The 22,936-nt window shown below is 37.9% G+C and carries 24 protein-coding genes and 1 riboswitch; of the genes, 14 read left to right on the top strand and 10 right to left on the bottom strand.

What is annotated here, in order from left to right; translation table 11 throughout:
• The first annotated feature begins 189 nt into the window (after nt 1-189).
• The 4 genes from ACR1PO_RS12535 to ACR1PO_RS12520 all read left to right on the top strand — a co-directional run bounded on the left by ACR1PO_RS12535 (nt 190) and on the right by ACR1PO_RS12520 (nt 5,791).
• Nucleotides 190-1,893: a hypothetical protein gene (locus tag ACR1PO_RS12535; protein ID WP_433986962.1), complete on the top strand. Its 1,704-nt coding sequence runs from the start codon at nt 190-192 to the stop codon at nt 1,891-1,893.
• Nucleotides 1,894-2,101: 208 nt separating this feature from the next.
• Nucleotides 2,102-3,823: a hypothetical protein gene (locus tag ACR1PO_RS12530; RefSeq protein ID WP_433986961.1), complete on the top strand. Its 1,722-nt coding sequence runs from the start codon at nt 2,102-2,104 to the stop codon at nt 3,821-3,823.
• 165 nt (nt 3,824-3,988) lie between these two features.
• Nucleotides 3,989-4,954: an NAD-dependent epimerase/dehydratase family protein gene (locus ACR1PO_RS12525; protein ID WP_332388496.1), complete on the top strand. Its 966-nt coding sequence runs from the start codon at nt 3,989-3,991 to the stop codon at nt 4,952-4,954.
• Between the two features lie 84 nt (nt 4,955-5,038).
• Nucleotides 5,039-5,791: a polysaccharide deacetylase family protein gene (locus tag ACR1PO_RS12520; protein ID WP_433986960.1), complete on the top strand. Its 753-nt coding sequence runs from the start codon at nt 5,039-5,041 to the stop codon at nt 5,789-5,791.
• 176 nt (nt 5,792-5,967) lie between these two features.
• On the opposite strand, the gene ACR1PO_RS12515 is transcribed toward ACR1PO_RS12520, so the two are convergent.
• Both ACR1PO_RS12515 and ACR1PO_RS12510 read right to left on the bottom strand, forming a co-directional pair.
• Nucleotides 5,968-7,173, bottom strand: a complete 1,206-nt coding sequence (locus ACR1PO_RS12515; protein ID WP_433986959.1) for a metallophosphoesterase — start codon at nt 7,171-7,173, stop codon at nt 5,968-5,970.
• A 68-nt stretch (nt 7,174-7,241) separates the two neighbouring features.
• The gene (locus ACR1PO_RS12510) at nt 7,242-8,309 is read right to left on the bottom strand and encodes a 3-oxoacyl-ACP synthase III family protein (RefSeq protein ID WP_002980530.1); all 1,068 of its coding nucleotides are present in this window, start codon (nt 8,307-8,309) and stop codon (nt 7,242-7,244) included.
• Between the two features lie 101 nt (nt 8,310-8,410).
• Here ACR1PO_RS12510 and ACR1PO_RS12505 point away from each other — a divergent pair, with 101 nt between their 5' ends.
• The 8 genes from ACR1PO_RS12505 (at nt 8,411) to ACR1PO_RS12470 (ending at nt 14,694) form a co-directional block, all read left to right on the top strand.
• Complete coding sequence (locus ACR1PO_RS12505; RefSeq protein WP_332388493.1) at nt 8,411-8,980, top strand: hypothetical protein; 570 nt, start codon at nt 8,411-8,413, stop codon at nt 8,978-8,980.
• Between the two features lie 3 nt (nt 8,981-8,983).
• Nucleotides 8,984-9,715 carry a bifunctional demethylmenaquinone methyltransferase/2-methoxy-6-polyprenyl-1,4-benzoquinol methylase UbiE gene (gene ubiE / locus ACR1PO_RS12500; RefSeq protein ID WP_066699084.1) on the top strand — a complete coding sequence of 244 codons (732 nt, stop codon included), beginning with the start codon at nt 8,984-8,986 and terminating at the stop codon, nt 9,713-9,715.
• 3 nt (nt 9,716-9,718) lie between these two features.
• Nucleotides 9,719-10,501 carry a type IX secretion/gliding motility protein PorT/SprT gene (gene porT, locus ACR1PO_RS12495; RefSeq protein ID WP_002980527.1) on the top strand — a complete coding sequence of 261 codons (783 nt, stop codon included), beginning with the start codon at nt 9,719-9,721 and terminating at the stop codon, nt 10,499-10,501.
• A 20-nt stretch (nt 10,502-10,521) separates the two neighbouring features.
• Nucleotides 10,522-10,941 carry a V-type ATPase subunit a family protein gene (locus tag ACR1PO_RS12490; protein WP_232723173.1) on the top strand — a complete coding sequence of 140 codons (420 nt, stop codon included), beginning with the start codon at nt 10,522-10,524 and terminating at the stop codon, nt 10,939-10,941.
• Nucleotides 10,941-11,228 (top strand): cell division protein ZapA, encoded by a 288-nt coding sequence (locus ACR1PO_RS12485; RefSeq protein ID WP_077415090.1) that lies wholly within the window; start codon nt 10,941-10,943, stop codon nt 11,226-11,228. The genes ACR1PO_RS12490 and ACR1PO_RS12485 overlap by 1 nt, the downstream gene beginning before the upstream one ends.
• A 228-nt stretch (nt 11,229-11,456) precedes the next feature.
• The gene (gene rny, locus ACR1PO_RS12480; RefSeq protein ID WP_332388491.1) at nt 11,457-13,022 is read left to right on the top strand and encodes a ribonuclease Y; all 1,566 of its coding nucleotides are present in this window, start codon (nt 11,457-11,459) and stop codon (nt 13,020-13,022) included.
• 73 nt (nt 13,023-13,095) lie between these two features.
• Nucleotides 13,096-14,337 carry an MFS transporter gene (locus ACR1PO_RS12475; RefSeq protein ID WP_332388490.1) on the top strand — a complete coding sequence of 414 codons (1,242 nt, stop codon included), beginning with the start codon at nt 13,096-13,098 and terminating at the stop codon, nt 14,335-14,337.
• Between the two features lie 177 nt (nt 14,338-14,514).
• On the top strand, nt 14,515-14,694 hold the full coding sequence (locus tag ACR1PO_RS12470; protein ID WP_209785223.1) for a hypothetical protein: 180 nt from the start codon (nt 14,515-14,517) through the stop codon (nt 14,692-14,694).
• A gap of 80 nt (nt 14,695-14,774) precedes the next feature.
• On the opposite strand, the gene ACR1PO_RS12465 is transcribed toward ACR1PO_RS12470, so the two are convergent.
• The 5 genes from ACR1PO_RS12465 to ACR1PO_RS12445 form a co-directional block, all read right to left on the bottom strand.
• On the bottom strand, nt 14,775-15,710 hold the full coding sequence (locus tag ACR1PO_RS12465) for a YeiH family protein (RefSeq protein WP_332388489.1): 936 nt from the start codon (nt 15,708-15,710) through the stop codon (nt 14,775-14,777).
• Between the two features lie 98 nt (nt 15,711-15,808).
• Nucleotides 15,809-16,687 carry a LysR family transcriptional regulator gene (locus ACR1PO_RS12460; RefSeq protein WP_332388488.1) on the bottom strand — a complete coding sequence of 293 codons (879 nt, stop codon included), beginning with the start codon at nt 16,685-16,687 and terminating at the stop codon, nt 15,809-15,811.
• Between the two features lie 229 nt (nt 16,688-16,916).
• Entirely contained in the window at nt 16,917-18,224 is a 1,308-nt protein-coding gene (locus ACR1PO_RS12455) for a voltage-gated chloride channel family protein (RefSeq protein WP_433986958.1), read from the bottom strand.
• 31 nt (nt 18,225-18,255) lie between these two features.
• Nucleotides 18,256-18,323, bottom strand: a riboswitch (Fluoride riboswitch).
• A 172-nt stretch (nt 18,324-18,495) separates the two neighbouring features.
• Nucleotides 18,496-19,335, bottom strand: a complete 840-nt coding sequence (locus ACR1PO_RS12450; protein WP_433986957.1) for a GLPGLI family protein — start codon at nt 19,333-19,335, stop codon at nt 18,496-18,498.
• A 187-nt stretch (nt 19,336-19,522) separates the two neighbouring features.
• Entirely contained in the window at nt 19,523-19,990 is a 468-nt protein-coding gene (locus ACR1PO_RS12445; RefSeq protein WP_002980508.1) for an acyl-CoA thioesterase, read from the bottom strand.
• A gap of 119 nt (nt 19,991-20,109) precedes the next feature.
• Between ACR1PO_RS12445 and ACR1PO_RS12440 the strand changes: the two genes are divergently transcribed.
• Both ACR1PO_RS12440 and ACR1PO_RS12435 read left to right on the top strand, forming a co-directional pair.
• Nucleotides 20,110-20,466, top strand: coding sequence for an arsenate reductase family protein (locus ACR1PO_RS12440; protein WP_332388485.1), 357 nt, complete (start codon nt 20,110-20,112; stop codon nt 20,464-20,466).
• 143 nt (nt 20,467-20,609) lie between these two features.
• Entirely contained in the window at nt 20,610-20,795 is a 186-nt protein-coding gene (locus ACR1PO_RS12435; protein WP_332388484.1) for a hypothetical protein, read from the top strand.
• 54 nt (nt 20,796-20,849) lie between these two features.
• Here ACR1PO_RS12435 and gcvT read toward each other — a convergent pair whose 3' ends face one another.
• Genes gcvT through idi form a run of 3 tightly spaced genes read right to left on the bottom strand, consistent with a single transcriptional unit; the run spans nt 20,850 to nt 22,918 of the window.
• The gene (gene gcvT, locus ACR1PO_RS12430) at nt 20,850-21,926 is read right to left on the bottom strand and encodes a glycine cleavage system aminomethyltransferase GcvT (RefSeq protein WP_433986956.1); all 1,077 of its coding nucleotides are present in this window, start codon (nt 21,924-21,926) and stop codon (nt 20,850-20,852) included.
• 9 nt (nt 21,927-21,935) lie between these two features.
• Nucleotides 21,936-22,409: a hypothetical protein gene (locus tag ACR1PO_RS12425; RefSeq protein WP_332388482.1), complete on the bottom strand. Its 474-nt coding sequence runs from the start codon at nt 22,407-22,409 to the stop codon at nt 21,936-21,938.
• Nucleotides 22,409-22,918 (bottom strand): isopentenyl-diphosphate Delta-isomerase, encoded by a 510-nt coding sequence (idi, locus tag ACR1PO_RS12420; protein WP_332388481.1) that lies wholly within the window; start codon nt 22,916-22,918, stop codon nt 22,409-22,411. Before idi ends, ACR1PO_RS12425 begins: the two co-directional genes overlap by 1 nt.
• Between the last annotated feature and the right edge of the window lie 18 nt (nt 22,919-22,936).

The following is a 22,936-nucleotide window of genomic DNA, read 5'->3' as shown; positions in this document are numbered from 1 at the left end:
TCGCTGTTATACGGACCGGAAAATATTAAGATCCAATAAAGTACGCCGGGACTTAACGGCTGGGAAAACTCTCAAAGGGCAAAAGAAATCAGCCATCTCTTATAGAAATCTATACTACCGGTAAGATACTGATGTCTGGGACTTAAGGTGTCCTTTGTACGAAAAACTAACCTTATAAATACTATAGAAATGCAAAAAAACAGTAAAATTATAGTCCTTCTGATGGCTGTTTTATCTTTAACAGCCTGTGAAGTTGAACGGGAAGTGCTTAAAGCTTCTCATGAACCCAACAAACCTGCGGGAGAAACTTTTAACGGAAAAAAAATTATTAAGCAGGGAACCCCTGAGTATGATCTTGTGGTAAAAAATGGAGTAGATTTGGATTTTCAGGACGATTCTCCCGGAAGCCCCCTGAAAAAGTTACCCGAAAAAGCTTTCCGTAATGCCTCTACAGGAAAAATTTTTGAACTGCCGACTGATGTGCTTTATGGATGGGGAATTAACACAGCAAACTTACAAAAATTAACGGTATTTGACGGATGTCCCGGCTTTGAGAACTTTGGTAATGCTCAATTCACAGCAAAGTATCGTATGCCTGCTATTTTAATTCCTAGAGAGTACCAGATGTATGAGGGGGAATATAGAACATACCTCAGTGAAAGGCAGGAGGTTGTTAAATATGGAGAAAACTGGTGGAGTTTTCCCCAATTTGATGGCTCTGGTACTGAGCGTTATGTTTATAAAAATACTCTCAAGGGGGTGTTGATTAAAATTCCTAATTCGGCTACTTTTCTTACACATGCATATGATACCCGAAAAGGGGAATTTATTTGGTCGAACGCGGCTTATGGTTACTATCTGCAGGACGGTATGCAGGGAGGGGACTTTAAAAATGAATTCCTTACCAAGACCTTTAAGGATGGGTATTTTTATAATTTTGGAGTATGGAAAGATATAGCGCTGATGTATGGGACATATGAGAATGCAAATGCTGAACTTGGGTGGGATTTTATGGATTATAATGACGTTCCTTCTTATGATTTTAAGGAATTTGTTAAACAGACAGCTTCTAAAGAACCTTATAAAAGCTGGCATCCGGGACTGAAATCGAAAATTCAGGGACAATATATGGATGGAGAGAACGTGTCGACTTATACTAATGTTGAAGGGGATTTAATCGAGATCAAATCTGATATGCTGGAAAATGTTAATGTACCGGGAGACGCAACCTTGACGAGCGAGTTTAATGAACAGGAAGAAGAGACGATAACAACAGGCAGTAATACCGAGAATAAATTTATTGGCGGTGTTACCTTAACCTATGAAGTAAGTGCCGGTCTGGCTGGTTTGTTCAATATTAAAGCTAATACAGCATATAATTTTGAATATCAGCGTACAAACACAACAACAGAATCAACTTCCAACAGAAAATTAAAATGGTACAAAACGAGTGTGGCGATTAATGTACCGCGGGGGAAAAAATATCTTATTCAGCTGTTTAGCTACAGAAAACAGATCGATATCAATGCGGGAGGCTATCTGAAGGTATTTCAAAAATTATTTAAAGATAAAAACAATTTTCATGTTCCTCCTTTTATCTCTCTCAATCAAAGTACCTGGGAACCGCTTATCAATGTCCCTTTGCGGGTATTTGCCTCAAAGTCAGGACTAGCCAATGGATACAAAAACCGCTATTTATATACCGGAATAGACTATTCGATAGAACCACAAAACAATATCAACGCCTATGACCTGCTTTATATGGGCGATAGCAAAATAAAAATAATTACAACAGGAAATATGAGAAAGAAGGTTACGGTCACCGATGTTACTGACCCTACCCGTCCTCGGGATGTGACTAGTAAGGCTAACATAAATGCTCGATATAATTAATGCAGGATGAAGGTACTGATCGCTGATTAAAAGACTGGCTTTTGCCGGTCTTTTAATCAGTTAATTAATTTGAAATGGCCGGGAAAACTCTCAAAGGGCAAAAGAAATCAGCCATCTCTTATAGAAATCTATACTACCGGTAAGATACTGATGTCTGGGACTTAAGGTGTTCTTTGTACGAAAAACTAACCTCATAAATACTATAGAAATGCAAAAAAACAGTAAAATTATAGTCCTTCTGATGGCTGTTTTATCTTTAACAGCCTGTGAAGTTGAACGGGAAGTGCTTAAAGCTTCTCATGAACCCGACAAACCTGCGGGAGAAACTTTTAACGGAAAAAAAATTATTAAGCAGGGAACCCCTGAGTATGATCTCCTGGTAAAAAATGCAATAGCCTTAGATTTTGAAAATGCCCCCGCAATCCTCTCTCAAAACGCTCCTGAACAAGTTTCCAGAAAAGCCTCTGACGGAAAGATTTTTGAACTGCCTCCTGCTGTGCTTTATAGCTGGGGTATTAACCATCAAAGTTTACGTAAGCTAACCCAAAAAACTCAAGTTCCCGGTTTTAATAATTTTATTTTGGCTGCAGGTACAGTATCGACTCATAGGCCAAATTCTATATTTCCTAACGATAATAAGCATCGGATGGATTTATTGTATAAAAACCAAACCCAGACAACGAGTATCAACAGACATGGAAAAGAATGGTGGAGTGTTCCTGAACATGATTTTAGTTGGAATTTCATTGGTCCTAATAATTTCAATCAATGTTATATGTATAATGGTTATTTTAAGAATGTGGACTTAAGACCTGTTGACCCTATGTTGGTTGTAGATGGGTATGGTGCCGGACAGTTAAGTAATTCACATGCTGCTTTCGGTTACTATTTGCAGGACAATTTGAGGGGAGGGGATTTTAAAAGTGAATTCCTGAATAAAACCTATCATGACGGCTATTACTATAATCTGGGAATATGGTGGGATCTGCCGTTGACGTATGGGGTGTATAATACCGGAGATCCTGATAAACCGTGGGATTTTATGTACTATTATGATGAGCCGCCTGAGTCGGATATCAGTAAGTCTGCGGCTTCCAGAGAACCTTACAAAAGCTGGCATCCGGGGTTGAAATCGAACATTCAGGGGCAATATATAGGTGGAGAGAACGTGTCAACTTATACTAACGTTGAAGGAGATTTAGTCGAAATCAAATCTGACGTGCTGCAAAATCTTACTGAATCAGATGAAGTAAGTCTGATGAGTGAATTTAGTGAACAGGAAGAAGAGACAGTAGTAATGACCAATAGTACCGAGAATCAATTTGTTGGCGGTGTTACCTTATCGTATGAAGTAAGTGTCAATGTGCTTAAAGTGGTCACGATAAAAACGAATACAGCATATAAATTTGAATACAGCAGTACTAACTCAGAAACACTTACAACTTCCACAAGGAAATTAAATTGGTACAAAACGGCTGTAACGGTTAAGGTGGCCAAAGGAAAAAAAATCCTTGTTCAGCTGCTTGGCTATCGGAAACAGATCGATATCAATGGAGGGGCCTATCTGAAGGTATTTCAAAAGTTATTTAAAGATAAAAGCGATTTTCATGTTCCTCCTTTTATTTCTCTCAATCAAAGTACCTGGGAGCCGCTTATCAATGTTCCTTTGCGGGTATTTGCCTCAAAGTCAGGACTAGCCAATGGATACAAAAACCGCTATTTATATACCGGTATAGAGAATTCGGGACAATCGCAAAACAATATCAACGCCTATGACCTGCTTTATATGGGCGATAGCAAAATAATAGTAAGTACAATGGCAAATATGAGAAAGTTGATTAAAGTCACCGATATTACTGATCCTTCTAATCCTATAGATGTAACGGGTACTGCGGTCCTTGAGACGAAAAAAATTAAATATGAAAACTGAAACACTGTAAGAAACTCTGACAGGTAGTGCATGGATTAGCTTTGTTTTTTGGCTGGAATTCATAAAGGTTTTTTCAGCGACATCAGGTGTATTTTTTAAATACACCTTTTTTATTATGGTTGACATGTTTTTTTTACTTTTGTACAATTCTAAAAAAATCTGAAAATGGAATCCTATACGGAAAGAATACTGATTACAGGTGCCCTGGGACAAATTGGTACCGAACTTACGAACAGACTTGTTGAAATCCACGGAGCAGAAAATGTTGTTGCTTCAGGACTGGACAGATGGCAGGAAGGAATTACTTCTGCCGGACACTATGAAAGAATGGATGTTACCAATACGCAATTGGTAAGGCAGGTGATTAAAGATTACGATATCACTACAGTGTATCACCTTGCTTCGCTTTTATCCGGGACTTCGGAAAAGCAGCCTATTTTTGCGTGGAAACTGAATCTTGAGCCACTGCTTCATTTTTGTGAAATGGCGAAAGAAGGGCTTCTTAAAAAGATCTTCTGGCCAAGTTCTATCGCTGTATTTGGAAAAGGAATTCCAAAGCATGACGTGGGACAGGATGTAGTGTTGAATCCTACCACTGTTTACGGGATTTCAAAAATGGCAGGGGAGAAGTGGTGTGAATACTATTTCGACAAACATGGAGTGGATGTAAGAAGTATCAGGTATCCCGGATTGATCTCATGGAAGACTCCCGCAGGAGGAGGAACCACTGACTACGCTGTTGAGATTTTCTACAAAGCAATTGAAGACGGAAAATATACAAGCTTTATTTCCGAAAATACAGGAATGCCGATGCTGTATATGGATGATGCCATCAATGCAACCTTGAAACTGATGGAAGCTCCAAAAGAAAGTGTAACAGTTCGTTCTTCTTACAATCTGGGTGGAATGTCATTTACCCCAAAAGAACTGGCGGAAGAAATCAGGAAAGAAATTCCGGATTTTACGATTGATTATAACCCGGATTTCAGACAGGCAATTGCAGATTCATGGCCGGCTTCTATTGATGATTCGGTAGCGAAAAAAGACTGGGGCCTTACATATGATTTCGGAATTTCTGAAATGACAAAAGATATGATCAGGAATCTGAAAGTAAAATTGGGTAAGAATTAATAAGGTAAAGTAATACTTTAAATAATAATGTTTTTAACATCTGATTTTTAATATATTAAAACTTTTATATAAAATTTAATTTAAATGGTATTATTGACGTTTAACATCACTTGTATTGAAGCTGAAGTAAAAAAAGGCTTCCGGATTTCCGATGAAGAGCGATTGAAAATCATAGAAAATAATACCAAAGCAATTCTTAGAATTTTAGATATTCATGATATCAAATCAAGTTTTTTTGTAGAAATTTCTCTTACTGAAAAACTTCAGAATTTAATAAAAGCAATTTCATCCAAAGGGCATGAAATTGCTTTTTATAATAAAGGTTCAAATCCTGAAGAAATTGAAAATGCCAAAAAGAATATTCAGGATCTTCTGGAAAAACAGATCAGGGGAATCCGCCAGAAAGATGTGAAAGTTCCGCAGGATATTTTGAAGCTGATGGAATTCAATTACGTTTCTAATATTGATAATGCCAATATTCTTTTCCCATTCAAAAGACTCAAAAGAGATACGGAAATTATAGAAGAGGACGGACTGAGTATTGTCCCGGAAAGTATCTCTCCTTACAGTCAGCTGCCCTATAATGATTTCGTGTTCCAGATCCTGCCGATGAAGTATTATCAGAATATGGTACTGGAGACTCTGCAGAATGAAGAATTTGTGCTGATCTATCTTAACACATGGCAGTTTACGGATTTCAAAAAATACCGCTTTGATATTCCTTTTTACCGCAGCTTATTTTCGGGTAAAAAAATGGAGGACAAATTAGATGCCCTCCTTACTTTTCTCAACGACAGGGAAATGGCTACTTCCCGTATGAAAGATTATATTTTTTAGATGTTAGGTGCCAGTTTGCAGATATTAGGTTGCAGGGATCAGGTAAAGGGGTTAAGGTTTTAAGTTCAAGGTTTAATGTTTGATGTTCTGTGTAACATGTAACCCGGAATAAACTAACTCGCAACCAAACAACCAAACAGCCAGCAACCAAACAACCAGCAACCAATAACCGCTCTCTAACTCAGTTCAAAAAGCGTAATCTCCGGCAATACACCCACTCTTCCCGGATATCCCAATACTCCGAATCCTCTGTTGACATACAGCAGCTTTCCTTCACTTTCATATAAATCCGCCCATTTAGGATACTTGTATTGTACCGGTGACCATTTTACATTTTTAAGATCCAGACCAAACTGCATTCCATGGGTATGTCCTGAAAGGGTTAAATGGATGTTTGCAGGGTGTTTTTTTACCACATAATCAAAGTGGGTAGGGTCATGGCTCATCAGGATCTTCGTGGCGGATTCCGGTACATCTTTTAAGGCGTCATCTATTTTTCCGAATTGAGGGAATGGTTTTAATCCCCAGTTCTCAACACCCAGTATATAGAGTTTTTCTCCGTTTTTTTCAATAACCCTGTGCTCATTTCTCAGCATGTCAAATCCGGCTTGTTTTTCATAACGGATCAGGGTGTCAAGATTTTCTTTTTTGGCAGCAGGTGATGCCCATGTCACATAATCTCCGTAGTCATGGTTGCCTAAGACTGCAAACTTACCGTCTTTAGCCTGAATTTTAGAAAACAGGGGTATAAATGGTTTGAACTCATCCGCAACATTATTTACCATATCTCCGGTAAATAATACCAGGTCGGGCTTTTGTTCATTGATCAGCTCAATGGCATGCTCTAATTTGCTAGGATCAGAGAAGCTCCCGCTGTGAACATCCGAAATCTGAATGATCTTATATCCTTTAAAGCTTTTCGGAAGATTGGTAAAATTTACCCTTACCCTTCTTACTTTATGCCTGTACTTTCCAAACGTAATTCCATCTATGAAAAGGGCAGAAAGGACTCCGCTCATTCCCAGTCCCACAAGGCTCAAGAATTTCCTTCTTTCCGGGAAGAAATTTTCCGAAGGTTTGGAAAAACCGATAAGGTAGCCTCCGATTCTGATGATATCATCAATTAATAAAAACAGAACCACGAAAATTTTCGGAAGGATAAAAATCAAAAATAATGAAATCATGATCTGGGCCCTTACCATGCTTCTGTCTGATCGCTGGTAATGGGTAACTTCATAAGCGAAGATTCCATATACAGCTAATGATATAACCCAATATCCGATTTTGATCCACAGGTTATCGGTAAGTGTTCTGACAGCCTGGTAAATGTACACTTCCAAAAACAGGAAGATTCCGGCAATGATTAAAAAATTCTTTTGCATGTCTGGTCAAAAAAAGCACAAAGAATAACTTCCCTGTGCTTTATATTTTTTTGTTTTATTAAATATTTTTAAGGAAATCTGTATACGATAGCATTGATGTTCATTCCGGCACCTACCGAAGTCATCACAATGTTACCTTTTTCTTTAAACGATTGACCCTCCATTTTTCCTTTAATTATTAAATCATACATGGTAGGAATCGTTGCTACAGAAGTGTTTCCGAAATCCTGAATGGTCATAGGTGAGATGGCATGATCGTATTCTTTCACATCATAAAGCTTGTGAAGCCTTTCGATCATTGCATAATCCATTTTAGCATTTGCCTGGTGAATTAAGATTTTGTCTATATCTTCAATAGAAAGACCGGCATCGGTAATGGTATCCTTAATCGCAACCGGTACATTTTTTAAAGCATACTCATAGATTTTTCTTCCTAACATTCTTACATACAGACGTCTTTGATCTACTTCTTTATTGATGGAAGGAGCGTTTTCAAGATAGTTCAGTTCCGGGCCATTGTCACAGATCGTATTGTGAGCGATAATTCCCACATTTTCTTCATCAGTTGCTTTTACGACTACAGCTCCTGCACCATCAGCAAAAATCATTCTGTTTCTGTCATGCGGATCTGTTACGCGGCTTAATGTTTCACCTCCTATTACCAAGATCGTTTTGGCTACTTTGGCTTTAATCAGGTTATCTGCCAGGATCATGGCTTCTACCCATCCAGGGCATCCGAAAAGCATATCGTAGGTTACGCACTTTCTGTTTTTGATTCCCAGTTTGTTCTTCACTCTCGCTGCCATGGTAGGCATAAAATCAGCATATCCGTGTTCAGTAACTTCCCCGAAATTGCTTGCATAAATAATATAATCCAGGTCCTCGCCATCTACTTTTGCATCCTCAAGGGCAATTTTTGCAGCTTCATAACCGATTTGTGAGTTGGAAAGATGATCCTCAATGAATCTCCTGTTTTCGATTTCTGTAATCTCTACAAATTTCGCAATGGTTTCTTCCACAGGCTTTTCAATCTTTACTCCGTCTTCAGTGTAGAACTCAGAATTCATGAAGTAATCTCTACCAATAACTCTGTTCGGAATATAACATCCAGAGCCAATAATGATCGTATTCGGCATTCGTTTATATGATTTTTTTAAAGTTGCAAAGTTAATAATTAATATTAATAACGGAGAATTAAAAATATTATTAAATTTGCAAAAATTGTACTTTACAATCTATGAAAAACAACTCGTCCTTAAAAGGCTTACTTATTGCAGCTGTGGCGTTTATCGTTGCCTTTGGGATCTACTTCCTTTTTTTAGCCAAGAAGAATTATTATGTTGTAGATAATCCTACCCCGAATACCTATTATTTCAAGATCAATAACGGATCTGAAGGCGTTATTTCAGCGGGGCAGTATGTGCATGTGGATTTGAATAAGGGGAAAAACTCTATTCAGGTTTTTGATCAGAATAAAAAAATGCTGTACGATTCGGCATTTGAAGTCAACAAGCTTCGCGGTCTGATCAATATTACCCACCAGGATTACTATATCAATGATCAGTACTACGGATACAACCTTAAAAAGGATTCGCTACTGACAGCACTTGATAAAACAGTTATTGACGGAAAAGATTATTACGGAGGAGCGAAACGCTTCAACAAGCTTTACACAGAAGATTTTTATTACAATGTGGATGAAGACTATGACAAAGTGATCAAGAATATCCAGAAAGTGGAATCAAGATCCAAAATCTTCAGAAAGCAGGATTACCTAAATTATTACAAAGAATATTACAAGTTTTAAGTTTTGACAAAAGATATTACCAAAGTTACTCCCTACAATTCAGAGGCTACGAAAAAAAGCCAGGTAGAGGATATGTTCGACAACATTGCACCGAAGTACGACCTTCTGAACCATGTTTTATCCATGAAAATTGATGTTTTATGGAGAAATAAACTGGTAAAATGGATGAAAAATGATAATCCGCAGGAAGTGCTGGATGTGGCTACAGGAACGGGAGATCTGGCTATTACTATAGAAAAAGGAACCGGTTCTAAAGTAGTCGGATTAGATTTATCACAACAAATGCTGAATGTTGGCGTTATTAAAATAAAAAAACTTAAATTAGACGGCAAAATTTCCATGCAAAAAGGAGATGCAGAAAATTTACCTTTTGAGGACAATAGATTTGATGCGGTTTCCGTTGCATTTGGAGTAAGGAATTTTGAGAACCTTACCAAAGGTTTGGCAGAGTTAAGAAGAGTAGTTAAAGATAACAAAAGTGTTTATATACTGGAGTTTTCAAAGGTTGAGGGTTTCATGGGGCCATTGTATATGTTTTATTTCAAAAATATATTGCCTGCGATTGGCAGGCTGGTTTCCAAGGATAATAGGGCATATACATACCTTCCGGATTCTGTAAATGCTTTTCCTTTCGGGGAGAAGATGAAGCAAATTCTTTTAGATACGGGATTTAAGAAAGTTGAATATAAAAAATTAAGTTTAGGTATAGCCACAATTTATAAAGCAACAAAGTAACCTATGAATAAATTTCTATTAAAAGCACTGGTTTTAACCTCAGTAAATGTTGCCGTTTTTGCAAACGCGCAATTCAGAACCCGAAACAGAATGGATAAGCTGGAAGATTTCGACGAACAGAAATTCAGTTGGGGGTTTTATTTGAACGGGAACAGACTGGATTACCGCATTGTTTTACATCCGAAATATGGGATGAATGATAATGAAAACCTTGTTACCTCCAAGGAAAGTTATAGTTTCGGTGCCGGGCTTATTGCAAAATGGAGACTGAACGACTATCTAGACGTAAGAATAGAGCCAGGTTTACAGTTTGCACAAAGACAGTTGACTTTTAATACTCAATCCAATGATATTTATGCAGGCGGATCTTTAACGAATGATCCCTTCATACCGTTCCCTTTACAGGAAAAGGATAAAGTAAGAGAAATTAAATCCACATTAATTGATATTCCGGTACTTTTGGAGCTTCACGGACAAAGATGGTATAACTCAAGACCTTACGTTGCAGCAGGGGTGAACTATGTAGTAAACCTGCAGTCTAATGCAACTTCTACCGATGATAACATGCAGGGTATCTTCAGATCTACCACGCACAACTTTGCATGGTCTGCAGAAATGGGAATCCAGTTTTATTTCAACAAGTTTAAACTGACTCCTGCAATCAGAGGAACATTCTTCATGAACAATGAGAAAGTGGCGGATAACGCGACTACACCTCCTTACTGGGCATCTGCTGTTTCTACATTACAGACAAGAGCAGTAATGTTCGTGCTGAAATTTGAATAAAAATTTTCACTGGAAAATACATGGGAGACGCTCTGGCGCCTCCTTTTTTGTTTATATATCAAAATATAGAGCGTTTTATTTTTGTTAGTGTTATTATTTTTTTATTTTTGCTTTTAGTTAGAATATACAAACCTGAAATGCTTCAAGATTTAGAAAATAATTTTTCAGAATTAGAGAGAAAGATTTCGACTCTGCAAAAGAACTATAAAAATCTTACGGAAAATTTAAAAGAATTAAGTATTGAGCATGAAGAGTTGAAGAAGAAGTATGATGAAGAAAGAAGAAAAAATCAGGTATTAGCAGAAGAACAAAAAAATATAAAACTTTATTCAGCAATATCAGGAAATCCTGAACACAATAGATTAATGAAAAACCATATCAACAGATTGGTAAAAGAAATTGATTTCTGTATTGCTCAGCTTCAAAACAGTGGATTATAATGGAGATAAGGAGAATAACCGTCAACATTGCAGGAAGAGTGTATCCGCTGAACGTACCGGCAGCAGAGGAAGAAACTTTGCGCAAAGTAGGGAAGCAGATCGAGAATATGATTAAAGATTTTGAACAGAACTTCGATGTAAGAGATAAACAGGATGCTTTGGCTATGTGTGCCCTTAAACTGGGAACCAATGCAGAAGTGGTTTCTCTTAACTACGAGAAAAATATTAATTCTACCAACGAAAGATTAACGCAGATTAATCAATCGCTGAATGAAATCGGGAAATAGATTTTTTTTCCTGAAAAATTACTGCCTACAATAATTCTAACACATTAAAGGTAAACTCAACGCTAAACAATTACCGAACAAATGTCCATTGAATGGCGTGCCGGGCTTCCGGATTACAGACAGTGGAAATCAGTTCAAATCGTGTTGATTAGGAGTTTACTCTCAATCTCTGGATTATTGTAGGCTTTTTTATTTAGATATGAATACAATTAAAACTCAATATATATTATGATAGAAGTTATAGTCGGTGTTGTTTGTTTGGTAATCGGAGCCGTAGTGGGAATGTTTTTTTCCAGAAGTTCTCTGAATACTAAAGCAAAATTCATCATAGATGATGCCAAGAAAAATGCCGAAAACCTTATAGAAAAAGCTAATGTACAGGCTGAATCCATAAAGAAAGAAAAGAATCTCCAGGCAAAAGAAAAATTCCTGGAACTGAAATCACAGCATGACGCTGACATTCAGGCCCGCGAAAAGAAAATGCAGGAGATTGAGAAAAGAATCAAGGATAAAGAACATAAGCTGAATGACGAGCTTAGTAAGACCGGAAAACTTGAAAAAGATCTGGATAAGCAGATTGCTGACTACGCTAAGAAGAACGAAATTCTGGAAAGAAAACAACAGGAACTGGATGTTGCAACGGCTAAGAAAGTCGAAATACTTGAGAAAATTTCGAACTATACCGCTGAAGAAGCTAAGGCTGAACTGGTAGAAACCATGAAAGCTGAAGCGAAGACAAGAGCACAGGCACACGTTCAGAGCATTATGGAGGAAGCTCAGATGAATGCTAAAAACGAAGCAAGAAAAATCGTTATCCAAACGATCCAGAGAATCGGGACGGAGCAGGCTATCGAAAATTCAGTATCAGTTTTCAACATTGAGTCTGATGAAGTAAAAGGTAGAATTATCGGTAGAGAAGGTAGAAATATCCGTGCTTTGGAAGCGGTAACAGGAGTAGAAATCATTGTTGACGATACCCCGGAAGCAATTCTTCTTTCTTGTTTCGATCCGGTAAGAAGAGAAATTGCAAGGCTATCCCTTCACAGGTTGGTAACTGACGGTAGAATTCACCCGGCAAGAATCGAAGAAGTGGTTGAAAAAACAAGAAAACAGATCGAGGAGGAAATCATTGAAGTAGGTAAGAGAACGATCATTGATTTAGGAATCCATGGATTACACCCTGAGCTGATCAAAATCGTAGGTAGAATGAAATACCGTTCTTCTTACGGACAGAACTTACTTCAGCACTCAAGAGAAGTTGCGAATATCGCTGCAACGATGGCTGCTGAATTAGGATTAAACGTAAAATTAGCAAAAAGAGCAGGTCTTTTACACGATATCGGTAAAGTTCCTGAGCAGGAATCAGAATTACCACACGCCCTTTTAGGTATGCAGTGGGCTGAGAAATACGGTGAAAATCCGGAAGTTGTTAACGCAATCGGAGCGCACCACGACGAAATTGAAATGAAATCATTATTATCCCCGATCATTCAGGTTGCCGATGCAATCTCAGGAGCAAGACCGGGAGCAAGAAGACAGGTGCTGGAATCTTATATCCAGAGATTGAAAGACCTTGAATCTGCAGCATTAAGCTTCGATGGAGTATCCAGTGCCTATGCAATCCAGGCGGGTAGAGAACTGAGAGTAATGGTGGAAAGCGGAAAAGTAAACGATGAAGTAGCTTCCCAGCTTTCTTACGATATCTCTGAGAAAATCCAGAATGAACTGACTTATCCGGGACAGGTAAAAGTAACAGTGATCAGAGAAACGAGAGCCGTGAATATTGCCAGATAATACTCAGAAAAAGATATTTGATAAAAACCTTTCAAGAAATTGAAAGGTTTTTTATTTTTATCAAAACTTAAAAATGCAAGAACTGTCCATGTCTTCAAAATTAAAGTACATTTTTTCTATTCCCGTTATTATATCAGCCCTCGGCTATTTTGTAGACATCTATGATCTCCTTTTGTTTGGAATTGTCAGGATACCCAGCTTAAAGGCATTGGGCCTTAATCCGGATGCAGACGGAACCTTTATTCTGAACTGCCAGATGGTAGGGCTTCTTCTCGGAGGTGTTTTCTGGGGAATTTTCGGAGACAAGAAAGGGAGGCTTTCCGTACTCTTCGGGTCTATTCTGGTGTATTCTTTAGCCAATATTGCCTGTGGTTTTCTGCCTTATTTTCCAAAAGAACATTTAGTGTACCAATATGCCGGTTTAAGGTTTATTGCTGGTATTGGCCTTGCCGGAGAGCTTGGAGCAGGAATTACACTGGTTTCTGAAAGCCTGCCGAAGAATTTAAGAGCGATCGGAACCTCAGTTGTTGCCGGCTTCGGATTAATGGGCGCTGTTGTTGCCCAGCTTACTGTAGAGCTGGCTGGTGGCTGGAACATTTCTTACATTATTGGTGGGATCATGGGAATCATGTTATTGATACTGAGAATCAGCGTCTCAGAATCAGGGATTTACAAGAATATTGAGCATAAAAATGTCTCAAAAGGAAATTTTCTCTCCTTCTTTACCAATAAAGACCGATTGATAAGGTATCTAAAATGTATTGCAGTAGGATTACCTACGTGGTATTGCATAGGGATTCTGGCTGTTTTAGCTAACCAGTTTGCCCCTGAATTAGGAATAAAGGATATCAACCCCGGAAAAGCAATTATGTGGGCTTACGTAGGTATTTCTGTAGGTGATCTGCTGAGCGGTTTCATTTCTCATGCATTAAAATCCCGCAAAATGGCCATCTTTTACATGCTGATCTTTACACTGATTGGCGTCGCCGTCATGCTGTTCGGGAATACGAATACGGAAACCAAATATTATCTGTTTTGTGTCTGGCTGGGATTCGGTACAGGATATTGGGCTATGTTTGTGACATTGGCAGCAGAACAGTTTGGGACCAATATCAGAAATACAGCAACGACAACTGTTCCGAACATGGTGAGAGGCCTTGTTCCTGTTATGATTCTGGCTTTTGATTCTCTTAAAGCTCATTTCCCGGTGGTGGAAAGTGCTGCCATAGTAGGAGTGGTAGTATTCGGGCTGGCATTTTATTCCTCACTTACCATTTCAGAAACCCACGACAGGGATCTTGAATTTACGGAATAAATTAAACTGTTTAAAAAAAAAGAAAAAGCTGTTCCTTATTTTAGATGTAATAATTACATTAAAATCAGTAAATTATTAATTTTTATGCTAATTTTTGTTGCGTGTAATTAATATTTGTTTAACTTTGGAAAGTAACTAAAACTATAATTGTTTAATCAACTAAATCTCATGAACATTATGAAAAATGCTAAAAAATTAAGAAAGCAGGATCTGAAAAACATTACTGGAGGAATAAGCGGAAATCCTGATCTATCTCTTTGCGGATGCAGCTGCTCAGGATCAGTAACAGGACCTTGGTATTGCGTACAATATATCGCTTGTCCTCAGGTTTATACTTGTGGTGAAGCTGCTATCTAAAGAAATTATTTCAATATGAAATAAACATTTCCACATTTAATATGCAGCACCCTTTTGGTTTCAAAAGGGTGCTGCTCTTTTTAACGGATAATGTAAAGAAGACTGCCGGCACTTATCGTAACCCAAAGGAGTACTGCGGTTAATAATGGTTTTAATCCTATAGATTTCAGGGTCTGAAGGGAAAGGGTAGAACCAATGAAAAACAGGGTCAGGTTCAGTCCGGATTTTGCCAGAACAGTGACTGAAGTACTGAAACGATCAAGAACCGGGAAATACGTATTCAAAAGAATAGCCACAATAAAGTAGCCAATAAACCATGGAATCTTTATTTTAGTGCCTTTACTTTTAAAAATAAACATTGTAATCAGTGAAACCGGGATAATCCACAATGCACGGGCAAGCTTCACTGTCGTTGCTATTTTCAGAGCCTCATCGCCATATTTACTTGCGGCTCCTACTACAGAACTTGTATCATGAATTCCCACGGCACACCAAAGCCCGAACTGCTCCTGTGAAAGATTCAGCAGATGCCCTATCGCAGGATATACAAACAACGCAATTGAATTTAAGGTAAAAACAATCGCCAGTGCAAGGGAAATCTGTTTTGTGCTTGGTTTAATAATGGGAGATACCGCTGCGATGGCACTTCCGCCACATATAGCTGTTCCTGCAGACAAAAGATAAGACAGGGGTCTTTCCAGTTTAAATATTTTTCCCAGAAAATATCCCAAAACCATTACGGTAACAATACTTACAATAGTCAGCATCAGGCCCGTTTTTCCCGCGTTAAGAGCTTCATCCAGCTTTAATCCGAATCCGAGTCCTACAATTGAGATCTGCAGCAGCAGATGAATATATTGATGAAGATGTTTTTCAAAAGGATTTCCTATAAAAACAGCCAGGGCAAATCCCAAAGCAAGAGCAATTGGAGAAGATATAAGCGGTGTAAGGCATAAGACAGCCAAAACTATAAAGAATACTTTCCGGGTCATTTCATTCTGAATGAAATTTTTCATAATGCGAACTTTTAAAATCTGCACCAAAAGTCCGGAATAAAGTATTACAAAGTAAATTGTATTTTGTTATGTCGGATAACTAAAAGTTATATCTTTGCTTATTGCTCTGCAAATCTCAGGAAAAGCTTAATCAGTTCAGACTGTTCTCCTTTAGGAAGAATAAAATGAAAATCCCTTTCAATACTGAAGTACTTAATATCAATGACGGTGAGGATATTATTTTTAAGTTCATTCAATATCGTGCTGATGGAAAGAAATGCCATACACTCCGAATGAAGAAGGTAATTTTTAATACTTTCACTGCTTCCCAGCTGCATAACGGTGTTCAGTTCATTGATATTGATTTCTTTCTCTTTAAGCCTGTTTTGTATAAACTCCAGCGTTCCGGAACCCTGTTCCCTGAAGATGAGATCCAGCTGATAGAGATCTTTTAAGTGTAACGTTTTATGGGCAAGAGGATGATCGGATTTCGCTGCCAAAACAATTTCATCCGGTTTGAAAGTCCTGTATTCAAAATAAGAAGACTGTGATTCTCCTTCAATAATACCGAGATCAATTTTTTCTTCTTTTAAAAGTGTTGAGATCGTTTCCGTATTTCCGGTAAGCAGTTCAATCTTGATATCTCTATAATAAGAATTAAATTTGGCCAGAATTTCAGGTAAAATATACTGTGCAACCGTTGTGCTTGCTCCGATAATCAGTTTTCCCTTATGCTGCTGATTGATCTGACTGATTTCAAACTCCATGTCACGGTAGATATTTCTTATCTTTTCAGCATGCTCATACAAAATTTTACCGCTTTGGGTCAGTTGAATAGAAGTTCCTTTACGGTCAAATAATTTGGCGCCTACCTGGGTTTCAATTTCTTTAATATGCTTGGTAACAGCAGGCTGTGAAATGTGAAGCTCTTCTGAAGCCTTAGTGAAACTTAACCGGGAAGCTACCGTATGGAAAACTTTTAATCTGTAATCGAACATGGCGTAAAATTACGAATTATAGTTGAAAATGGGAAGCGGAGTGAGTCTGAGAGAGGGAGAATCTGAGAATGGAAAGGTTCAGGTGGTAAGCTTCCGAGTTTCGGGATTCGTGGTTATTCGCTTCAAAATTTAAAGGTTATAGGCAGACGACTAAGAAAGAATAAAAACCGGCATCCTGCAACAGGCAACAAAAAATGACAGGCACCCGCACCTCGAAACCCGCAGCCCCTTATAAAAAATCAGAAATCGATCTGTCCTGCTGGCTTTCATATCTTCTGTTTTTTGCTTCTCCGATCTTCTGCTTTGTATAAATGCTGTTGTGACCGGAAAGAAGATAAGAGGCAACACAGGCAATGGCTGCATATACGCCACATTCTGCTCCAAACAACTCAATTCCCATCAGCATACAGGCCAAAGGCGTATTGGTGGCTCCGGCAAATACGGCAACGAATCCCATCCCGGCCAATAACCCGAAAGGTAAAGGAATAAAAAGAGATAAAGCACTGCCTAAAGCAGCTCCGATAAAGAACAGCGGGGTAACTTCACCCCCCTTGAATCCCGCAGAAAGCGTGACAATGGTAAAAATCATTTTTAAAGCAAAATCATACAATGGAAGCTGTTTTTCAAAAGATTCCAGGATAACGGGAACTCCTAATCCGATATAGCGGGTTGTACCCATCGCAAAAACAGCAATTGCAATAATAGTTCCCCCTATGAAAGGTCGGAATGGGGGATATTTAATTTTTGATCTGAAAAAAGACCCCATCCCATGGATGATTTTACTGAAAGCTGCTGCACAGATTCCAAAAGCAATACCTGCCAGGATACTGTAAAGAATGGGCAGGAATTCCAGTTTTGGTATGAAATCAATATGATAATGGGTATGTTTTACATTCCAGAGATTGGTTACCAGATCAGCAAGAATGGCCGAAGCAAATGCAGGAAAAATAGCATTGTAACGGATTCTCCCAATGAGAAAAACTTCAAGACCGAAAACCGCACCTGCCAGAGGAGTTCCGAAAACAGAGCCGAATCCGGCGGCTATCGCTGAAATAATCAATACTTTTCGATCATTTCGGTCGAGTTTAAAAGGTTTCGTAAGCAGATCTGCAATAGCACCTGCCATTTGAAGAGCTGTTCCTTCACGGCCTGCAGAACCCCCAAAGAAATGCGTTGCAATGGTTCCCAGATAAACAAAAGGAGCCATTTTAAACGGAATGATGCCTTTGGGCTCATGGATTGTATCAATCAACAGGTTGTTTCCGGCTTCAACATCTTTCCCGAAGTAATAATAAAGCAGTCCTATCAGAAATCCGGCAACAGGAAGAAAAGCTATCAGCCAGAGATGATTTTCTCTGAAATTGGTAGCCCATTCCAAAGACTGAAGAAATCCTGCAGAAGCGGTTCCCACTAATGCTCCAGTAATCATACTGATGAAGAGCCATTTTAAAATATAAGGCAGTGCCGGAAATTTTCTGAAGAAAAAATGAGTCTGAAAAATTGCTTTTTTACCAAGTGTTCTTTGAGTTTTTGACATAATAATCCTGATTAGTTATTTGTTAATAATCTTTTAATCAGGCGTCATCAGCTTTTGTAAAGCGGTTGGGTAAGGAAGAACACCATTTCCTTTTGATGATGCAAATATATGAATTATGCTAAAAAGATAAAAGATAAAAGATAAAAGATAAAAGATGTTGTTTGTTAAATTTTACCCTTGTTTGACTATATCAATAGGGGTGGGCTTTAGCCCAGCCAAATAAATTTTAAATCCCATTGGCTTTAGCCCAAACTTAAAAATAACCATAGTTTTAATATACCGGATAATGCATCGCCTTATCGATTTCAACCGGGTTATTATATTTTCTGATGACCTCCTGCATGCTTTTGGTCTGAGTATTCAGTTCATCCACATTATGAATTTCCTTTCCGTTGATATTAATTCTAAGGTCATTATTGGATTTGCTGATATTATTTCTTTCAAAGGCAAAAGGGTCATTATAAAACTCCATAAGCAGCTTATGTTTTTGCTTCTCATTAATAGGAATTGCTTTATTACCAAAGCTGGATTCCAGGAAATCTGAAGTAGAGGAGATTTCCGGAAGTTCTCTGCTTTTAACGAGAGTATAAATGAAATTTTTCTTAGCATCTGACAGCTCAAAGATCAAACCGGGTAACCCACGCAGTTTAAATGGCCCTTCATTAAATGGAATATCTTTACAGAACCAGGCCGTCCAGCTTCTCCCTCCGAATTTTGTAGTTGCTTTTTGTAAAGTATAATTTTCTACCTTTTTAATCACATCAGCGATCGCCCAATTAATCTTATCCGTAGTTTTAAATGTATAATATCCATTTTTAATGTTGATGAAATTTTCATTATCAAAAGAATTGATCTTTCTTTTAACCACCTGTCCGGTCATATCAGTATAGCTGAAGTTCGTCCCGAATTTTTTATTCAGTGAGTCTCTGATGGCGAGATCTTTTCCATAGAACTTTACCTCTTTCGGGGTGATATCCAGGATCATATTCACTTTTTCATATCCGGCCCCGGTAGAATCCATTTTATACTGAAGTTCATAAATGAACCTATGGGTTTGTGCCTGAAGAAAAGCCATCAACAGAACCGCTGTGATTGTAAGGATATTTTTCATATTATATTTTAAATGGACTGATACTAAATTAGTTAATCTTAATTTCTTGTGCAATATAATATGAAAAAGCAGGTCTATGAATTCAGAATGGAGGTAATGAATCTTATTCTTTTATATTATCAAACCACAGAACACATACCCACACTAAATTTTGCAGACTTTTTCCCTGAAAACCTTTCTGATTCTTCTATAAAAAAGGTTTCATTTCATCTTCAATCTGTGTTCTCAGCTCCATCAGGCGTTTGGCATACATTTCAAGCTGCTTTTCTTCCTCTGTTTCCGGAGTCCACTTAGGTACTGGGAGTTTTTTACCATTTTCATCCACAGCAACAAAAACAATGATACAATGGGTTTTTTTCTCAAAATTAGGCTGTTTCAGGTTTCTTGAAAAAACATTAATGGCGATATGCATGCTTGAAGTCCCGGTGTAAATCACCTGGGCATCAACTTTTACGACTTCCCCGATTTTGATAGGATCATAAAAACGGATTCCGCCCACATACACTGTGACGGAATAATTACCACTCCATGTGGTGGCACATGCATAACCGGCCTGGTCGATCCATTTCATCACACTTCCTCCATGTACATTTCCTCCGTAATTAACATCTGAAGGCTCCGAAATAAACTGAAAAGTAATAGGCTTGTTCTGCATCTTTAAAAATTTGAATAAAGTTATTTAATAATTTCCAAAGTTTTGGATTAAATCCTACTTTTGAAAGACGAAACTTTCAATGAAAGGGAATTTTAACAATAACAGATTTAGAAAACGTAATGAAGAAAGTATTTTATCTCAATACATGCGATACCTGCAGAAAAATTTTAGCCCAATTCGACCTTACCGGCTGGGAACTTCGCGAAATCAAAAAAGAGCCGATCACGAAAGAGGAATTGGCCGAAATGCATAAAAAAACAAAATCGTACGAAGCATTATTCAGTAAAAAATCTACACAGATCAAACTGAGAGGCCTGGATGTAAAGTCTCTGACAGAAAAAGACTTTAAAGAATTGCTTCTGGATCATTATACCTTTTTAAAAAGACCTGTTTTTATGACAGATAAGGAAATTTTTGTAGGAAATGATAAGAAAAATGTTGAAGAACTGCAGAAGTTCTTTGGGGTAATTGAATAAGCAGCCTTAAAGAAAACTGTCCGATTTAATGATTTTATTATTGTGCCGGATATTTTTATATTTAGATTGTATATTTTTTTGTAAGTATTTGATTGTTAGTTGTTTTTGAATGGCTATATTTGCGATTACCAAAAATGTACAATATGAAAACAAACTTTTCAAAAGCAAAAAAGCTTAACAGATCAGAAATGAAAGAAGCTAACGGAGGTGTTGCTTCTTTACCTATCTGCAGTATTTTATGCGGACCTGCCGGAGGTGTAATTTCCAATACACCGGGAGCAGGAGATGTCTGTACCTCTGACAGAAAGACCTGCTGCATCTGCTATTAAACCAAAAAAGAGGCTGTGAAAAATCACAGCCTCTTTTTTTATATTCTGAACAGATTATACAAAAGGAGTTTTCACCACTTTTGCAGGGATATTCTTGTTTCTTACCTGGATGAAGATTTCAGATCCTAATTTGAAATGAGGTTTGTCCACATAAGCAAGACCTAAACCTACCTTTTTCATTGGAGATTGTGTTCCGGAAGTTACTTTTCCGATCACGTTTCCTTCAGCATCTACCACAGGATAGTCATGTCTTGGAACGCCTTTGTCTGTCAGTTCGAAACCAACTAATTTTCTGGAAACTCCTTCTTCTTTCTGCTTTGCGAAAACATCTTTGGAAACGAAGTCTTTATCAAACTTGGTGATCCACCCTAAACCAGCTTCAATCGGAGACGTTGTATCATCAATGTCATTTCCGTAAAGACAAAACCCTTTTTCTAATCTTAATGTATCTCTGGCAGCCAGTCCACAAGGAATAATTCCTTCTTCTTTACCAGCTTCCATTACTGCATCCCAAAGTTTCTCAGCACTTTCGTTTTTGAAATAAATCTCAAAACCTCCGCTTCCTGTATATCCTGTATTTGAAATGATCACATCATTTTCTCCCGCAACACTTCCAACAGTAAAATGGTAGTAAGGAATTTCGGAAAGATTGACATCGGTAAGTTTTTGAAGAATCTCAGTAGCTTTAGGCCCCTGAACTGCCAATAAAGACATTTCATCAGAAGCATTGGTCATTTTAGCCCCGAAAGTATTGTATTTTGAAATATGATTCCAGTCCTTATCAATATTGGATGCATTTACCACCACGAAATATTTGTCATCTTCCATTTTGTAAACGATAAGGTCATCCACAATTCCTCCGTTTTCGTTCGGCAGGCAGGAGTACTGAGCTTTTCCGTTTTCAAGCGCATCTACATTATTAGTGGTTACAAATTGTAAAAGGTCTTTTGAACCCGGCCCTTCGATGAAAAACTGTCCCATGTGGGAAACATCAAATAATCCTGCTTTTTCTCTTACGGCAAAATGCTCTTCTGTAACCCCTGAATATTGAACAGGCATTTCAAAACCTGCGAAAGGTACGATCTTAGCTCCCAAAGAAACATGTTTGTCGTACAAGGCTGTTTTCTTCATATTTAATTTTTATTTCTTTATTTTAAAACTGTTAAAAGTCTCATTGAATAGGGTCATATAGTTTCCGTTCCAGAATTTCTGGCCACAATTGATGGAAACCAAATATAAGTTTTTGTCTTTCTGGAAAGCTTTGGTTACCCAGAACAGCTTTTCTTTTTCGTCAAAATGTTCATACAGGTATTCTGTATATCCTTTCTGGCTCTTTTTTTCCTTTACTTTGCTCTCCTGGTCTTGTGATTGATAAAGTGCCAGCATAAATTTTTTCACTTCCTCTTTTGGAAGGGGAAGATCGTGATACTCCGAAATGGTAATTGCACCTATCTGACTCGTAGGGAAAATATTAACTATTTCACTGTCGTTGGTAGACTTCCAGCCTTCAGGAACATTAATAGAATAACTGGAATTTTCGTAGACCTTTGCTTTCTGTGCAAAAAAAAGGCTTCCCGTCAAAAGAGCAGAAAAAAACAATATCTTTTTCATCATTAAAAATGGTGTTTATATTCTTCAAGGATGATTTTAAACCATGCCGTAAAGTTTTCAGGATGCTCGGAAATTTCTTTATCCAGATCTTCCATAGAAATGAATCTTACAGCATCCACTTCCTCTTTATTTAAATTGAAACCCGCTTCATGATTTCCTACAAACACATGATCCAGCTCGTGCTCCCAAAGGCCGCCGCCTACATCCGCCTTGTAAATAAAATTGAATTTTTCTGAAAGTTCTGTCTCGATTCCCAGTTCTTCTTTCAGCCTGCGCGCTGCTCCTTGCTGATAAGTTTCCCCTTCTCTTGGGTGTGAACATACGGCATTGGTCCATTGATTAGGAGAATGATACTTTCCTGAAGCCCTTTTCTGCAGAAGCATTTCTCCTTTGCTGTTGAAAAGAAATACAGAAAAAGCACGGTGCAGCAGACCATTGATGTGAGCCTGCTGCTTTTCCATCAGCCCTAAAACCCGATCTTCAGGATTTACTAAAACGACAAATTCTTCCATTCCTACAAATGTAAGGGT

The organism is Chryseobacterium amylolyticum (genome assembly GCF_051011775.1).
Taxonomy (GTDB): domain Bacteria; phylum Bacteroidota; class Bacteroidia; order Flavobacteriales; family Weeksellaceae; genus Chryseobacterium.
The sequence above is the reverse complement of the archived record's forward strand: the minus strand, read 5'-3'. Positions and strand labels throughout refer to the sequence as shown.

Excerpts from the sequence above, each read along its gene's own strand:
- ACR1PO_RS12535 (WP_433986962.1), top strand. The coding sequence starts at position 190 with ATGCAAAAAAACAGTAAAATTATAGTCCTTCTGATGGCTGTTTTATCT.
- ACR1PO_RS12530 (WP_433986961.1), top strand. The coding sequence starts at position 2,102 with ATGCAAAAAAACAGTAAAATTATAGTCCTTCTGATGGCTGTTTTATCT.
- ACR1PO_RS12525 (WP_332388496.1), top strand. The coding sequence starts at position 3,989 with ATGGAATCCTATACGGAAAGAATACTGATTACAGGTGCCCTGGGACAA.
- ACR1PO_RS12520 (WP_433986960.1), top strand. The coding sequence starts at position 5,039 with ATGGTATTATTGACGTTTAACATCACTTGTATTGAAGCTGAAGTAAAA.
- ACR1PO_RS12515 (WP_433986959.1), bottom strand. The coding sequence starts at position 7,173 with ATGCAAAAGAATTTTTTAATCATTGCCGGAATCTTCCTGTTTTTGGAA.
- ACR1PO_RS12510 (WP_002980530.1), bottom strand. The coding sequence starts at position 8,309 with ATGCCGAATACGATCATTATTGGCTCTGGATGTTATATTCCGAACAGA.
- ACR1PO_RS12505 (WP_332388493.1), top strand. The coding sequence starts at position 8,411 with ATGAAAAACAACTCGTCCTTAAAAGGCTTACTTATTGCAGCTGTGGCG.
- porT (WP_002980527.1), top strand. The coding sequence starts at position 9,719 with ATGAATAAATTTCTATTAAAAGCACTGGTTTTAACCTCAGTAAATGTT.
- ACR1PO_RS12490 (WP_232723173.1), top strand. The coding sequence starts at position 10,522 with ATGGGAGACGCTCTGGCGCCTCCTTTTTTGTTTATATATCAAAATATA.
- ACR1PO_RS12485 (WP_077415090.1), top strand. The coding sequence starts at position 10,941 with ATGGAGATAAGGAGAATAACCGTCAACATTGCAGGAAGAGTGTATCCG.
- rny (WP_332388491.1), top strand. The coding sequence starts at position 11,457 with ATGATAGAAGTTATAGTCGGTGTTGTTTGTTTGGTAATCGGAGCCGTA.
- ACR1PO_RS12475 (WP_332388490.1), top strand. The coding sequence starts at position 13,096 with ATGCAAGAACTGTCCATGTCTTCAAAATTAAAGTACATTTTTTCTATT.
- ACR1PO_RS12470 (WP_209785223.1), top strand. The coding sequence starts at position 14,515 with ATGAAAAATGCTAAAAAATTAAGAAAGCAGGATCTGAAAAACATTACT.
- ACR1PO_RS12465 (WP_332388489.1), bottom strand. The coding sequence starts at position 15,710 with ATGAAAAATTTCATTCAGAATGAAATGACCCGGAAAGTATTCTTTATA.
- ACR1PO_RS12460 (WP_332388488.1), bottom strand. The coding sequence starts at position 16,687 with ATGTTCGATTACAGATTAAAAGTTTTCCATACGGTAGCTTCCCGGTTA.
- ACR1PO_RS12455 (WP_433986958.1), bottom strand. The coding sequence starts at position 18,224 with ATGTCAAAAACTCAAAGAACACTTGGTAAAAAAGCAATTTTTCAGACT.
- ACR1PO_RS12450 (WP_433986957.1), bottom strand. The coding sequence starts at position 19,335 with ATGAAAAATATCCTTACAATCACAGCGGTTCTGTTGATGGCTTTTCTT.
- ACR1PO_RS12445 (WP_002980508.1), bottom strand. The coding sequence starts at position 19,990 with ATGCAGAACAAGCCTATTACTTTTCAGTTTATTTCGGAGCCTTCAGAT.
- ACR1PO_RS12440 (WP_332388485.1), top strand. The coding sequence starts at position 20,110 with ATGAAGAAAGTATTTTATCTCAATACATGCGATACCTGCAGAAAAATT.
- ACR1PO_RS12435 (WP_332388484.1), top strand. The coding sequence starts at position 20,610 with ATGAAAACAAACTTTTCAAAAGCAAAAAAGCTTAACAGATCAGAAATG.
- gcvT (WP_433986956.1), bottom strand. The coding sequence starts at position 21,926 with ATGAAGAAAACAGCCTTGTACGACAAACATGTTTCTTTGGGAGCTAAG.
- ACR1PO_RS12425 (WP_332388482.1), bottom strand. The coding sequence starts at position 22,409 with ATGATGAAAAAGATATTGTTTTTTTCTGCTCTTTTGACGGGAAGCCTT.
- idi (WP_332388481.1), bottom strand. The coding sequence starts at position 22,918 with ATGGAAGAATTTGTCGTTTTAGTAAATCCTGAAGATCGGGTTTTAGGG.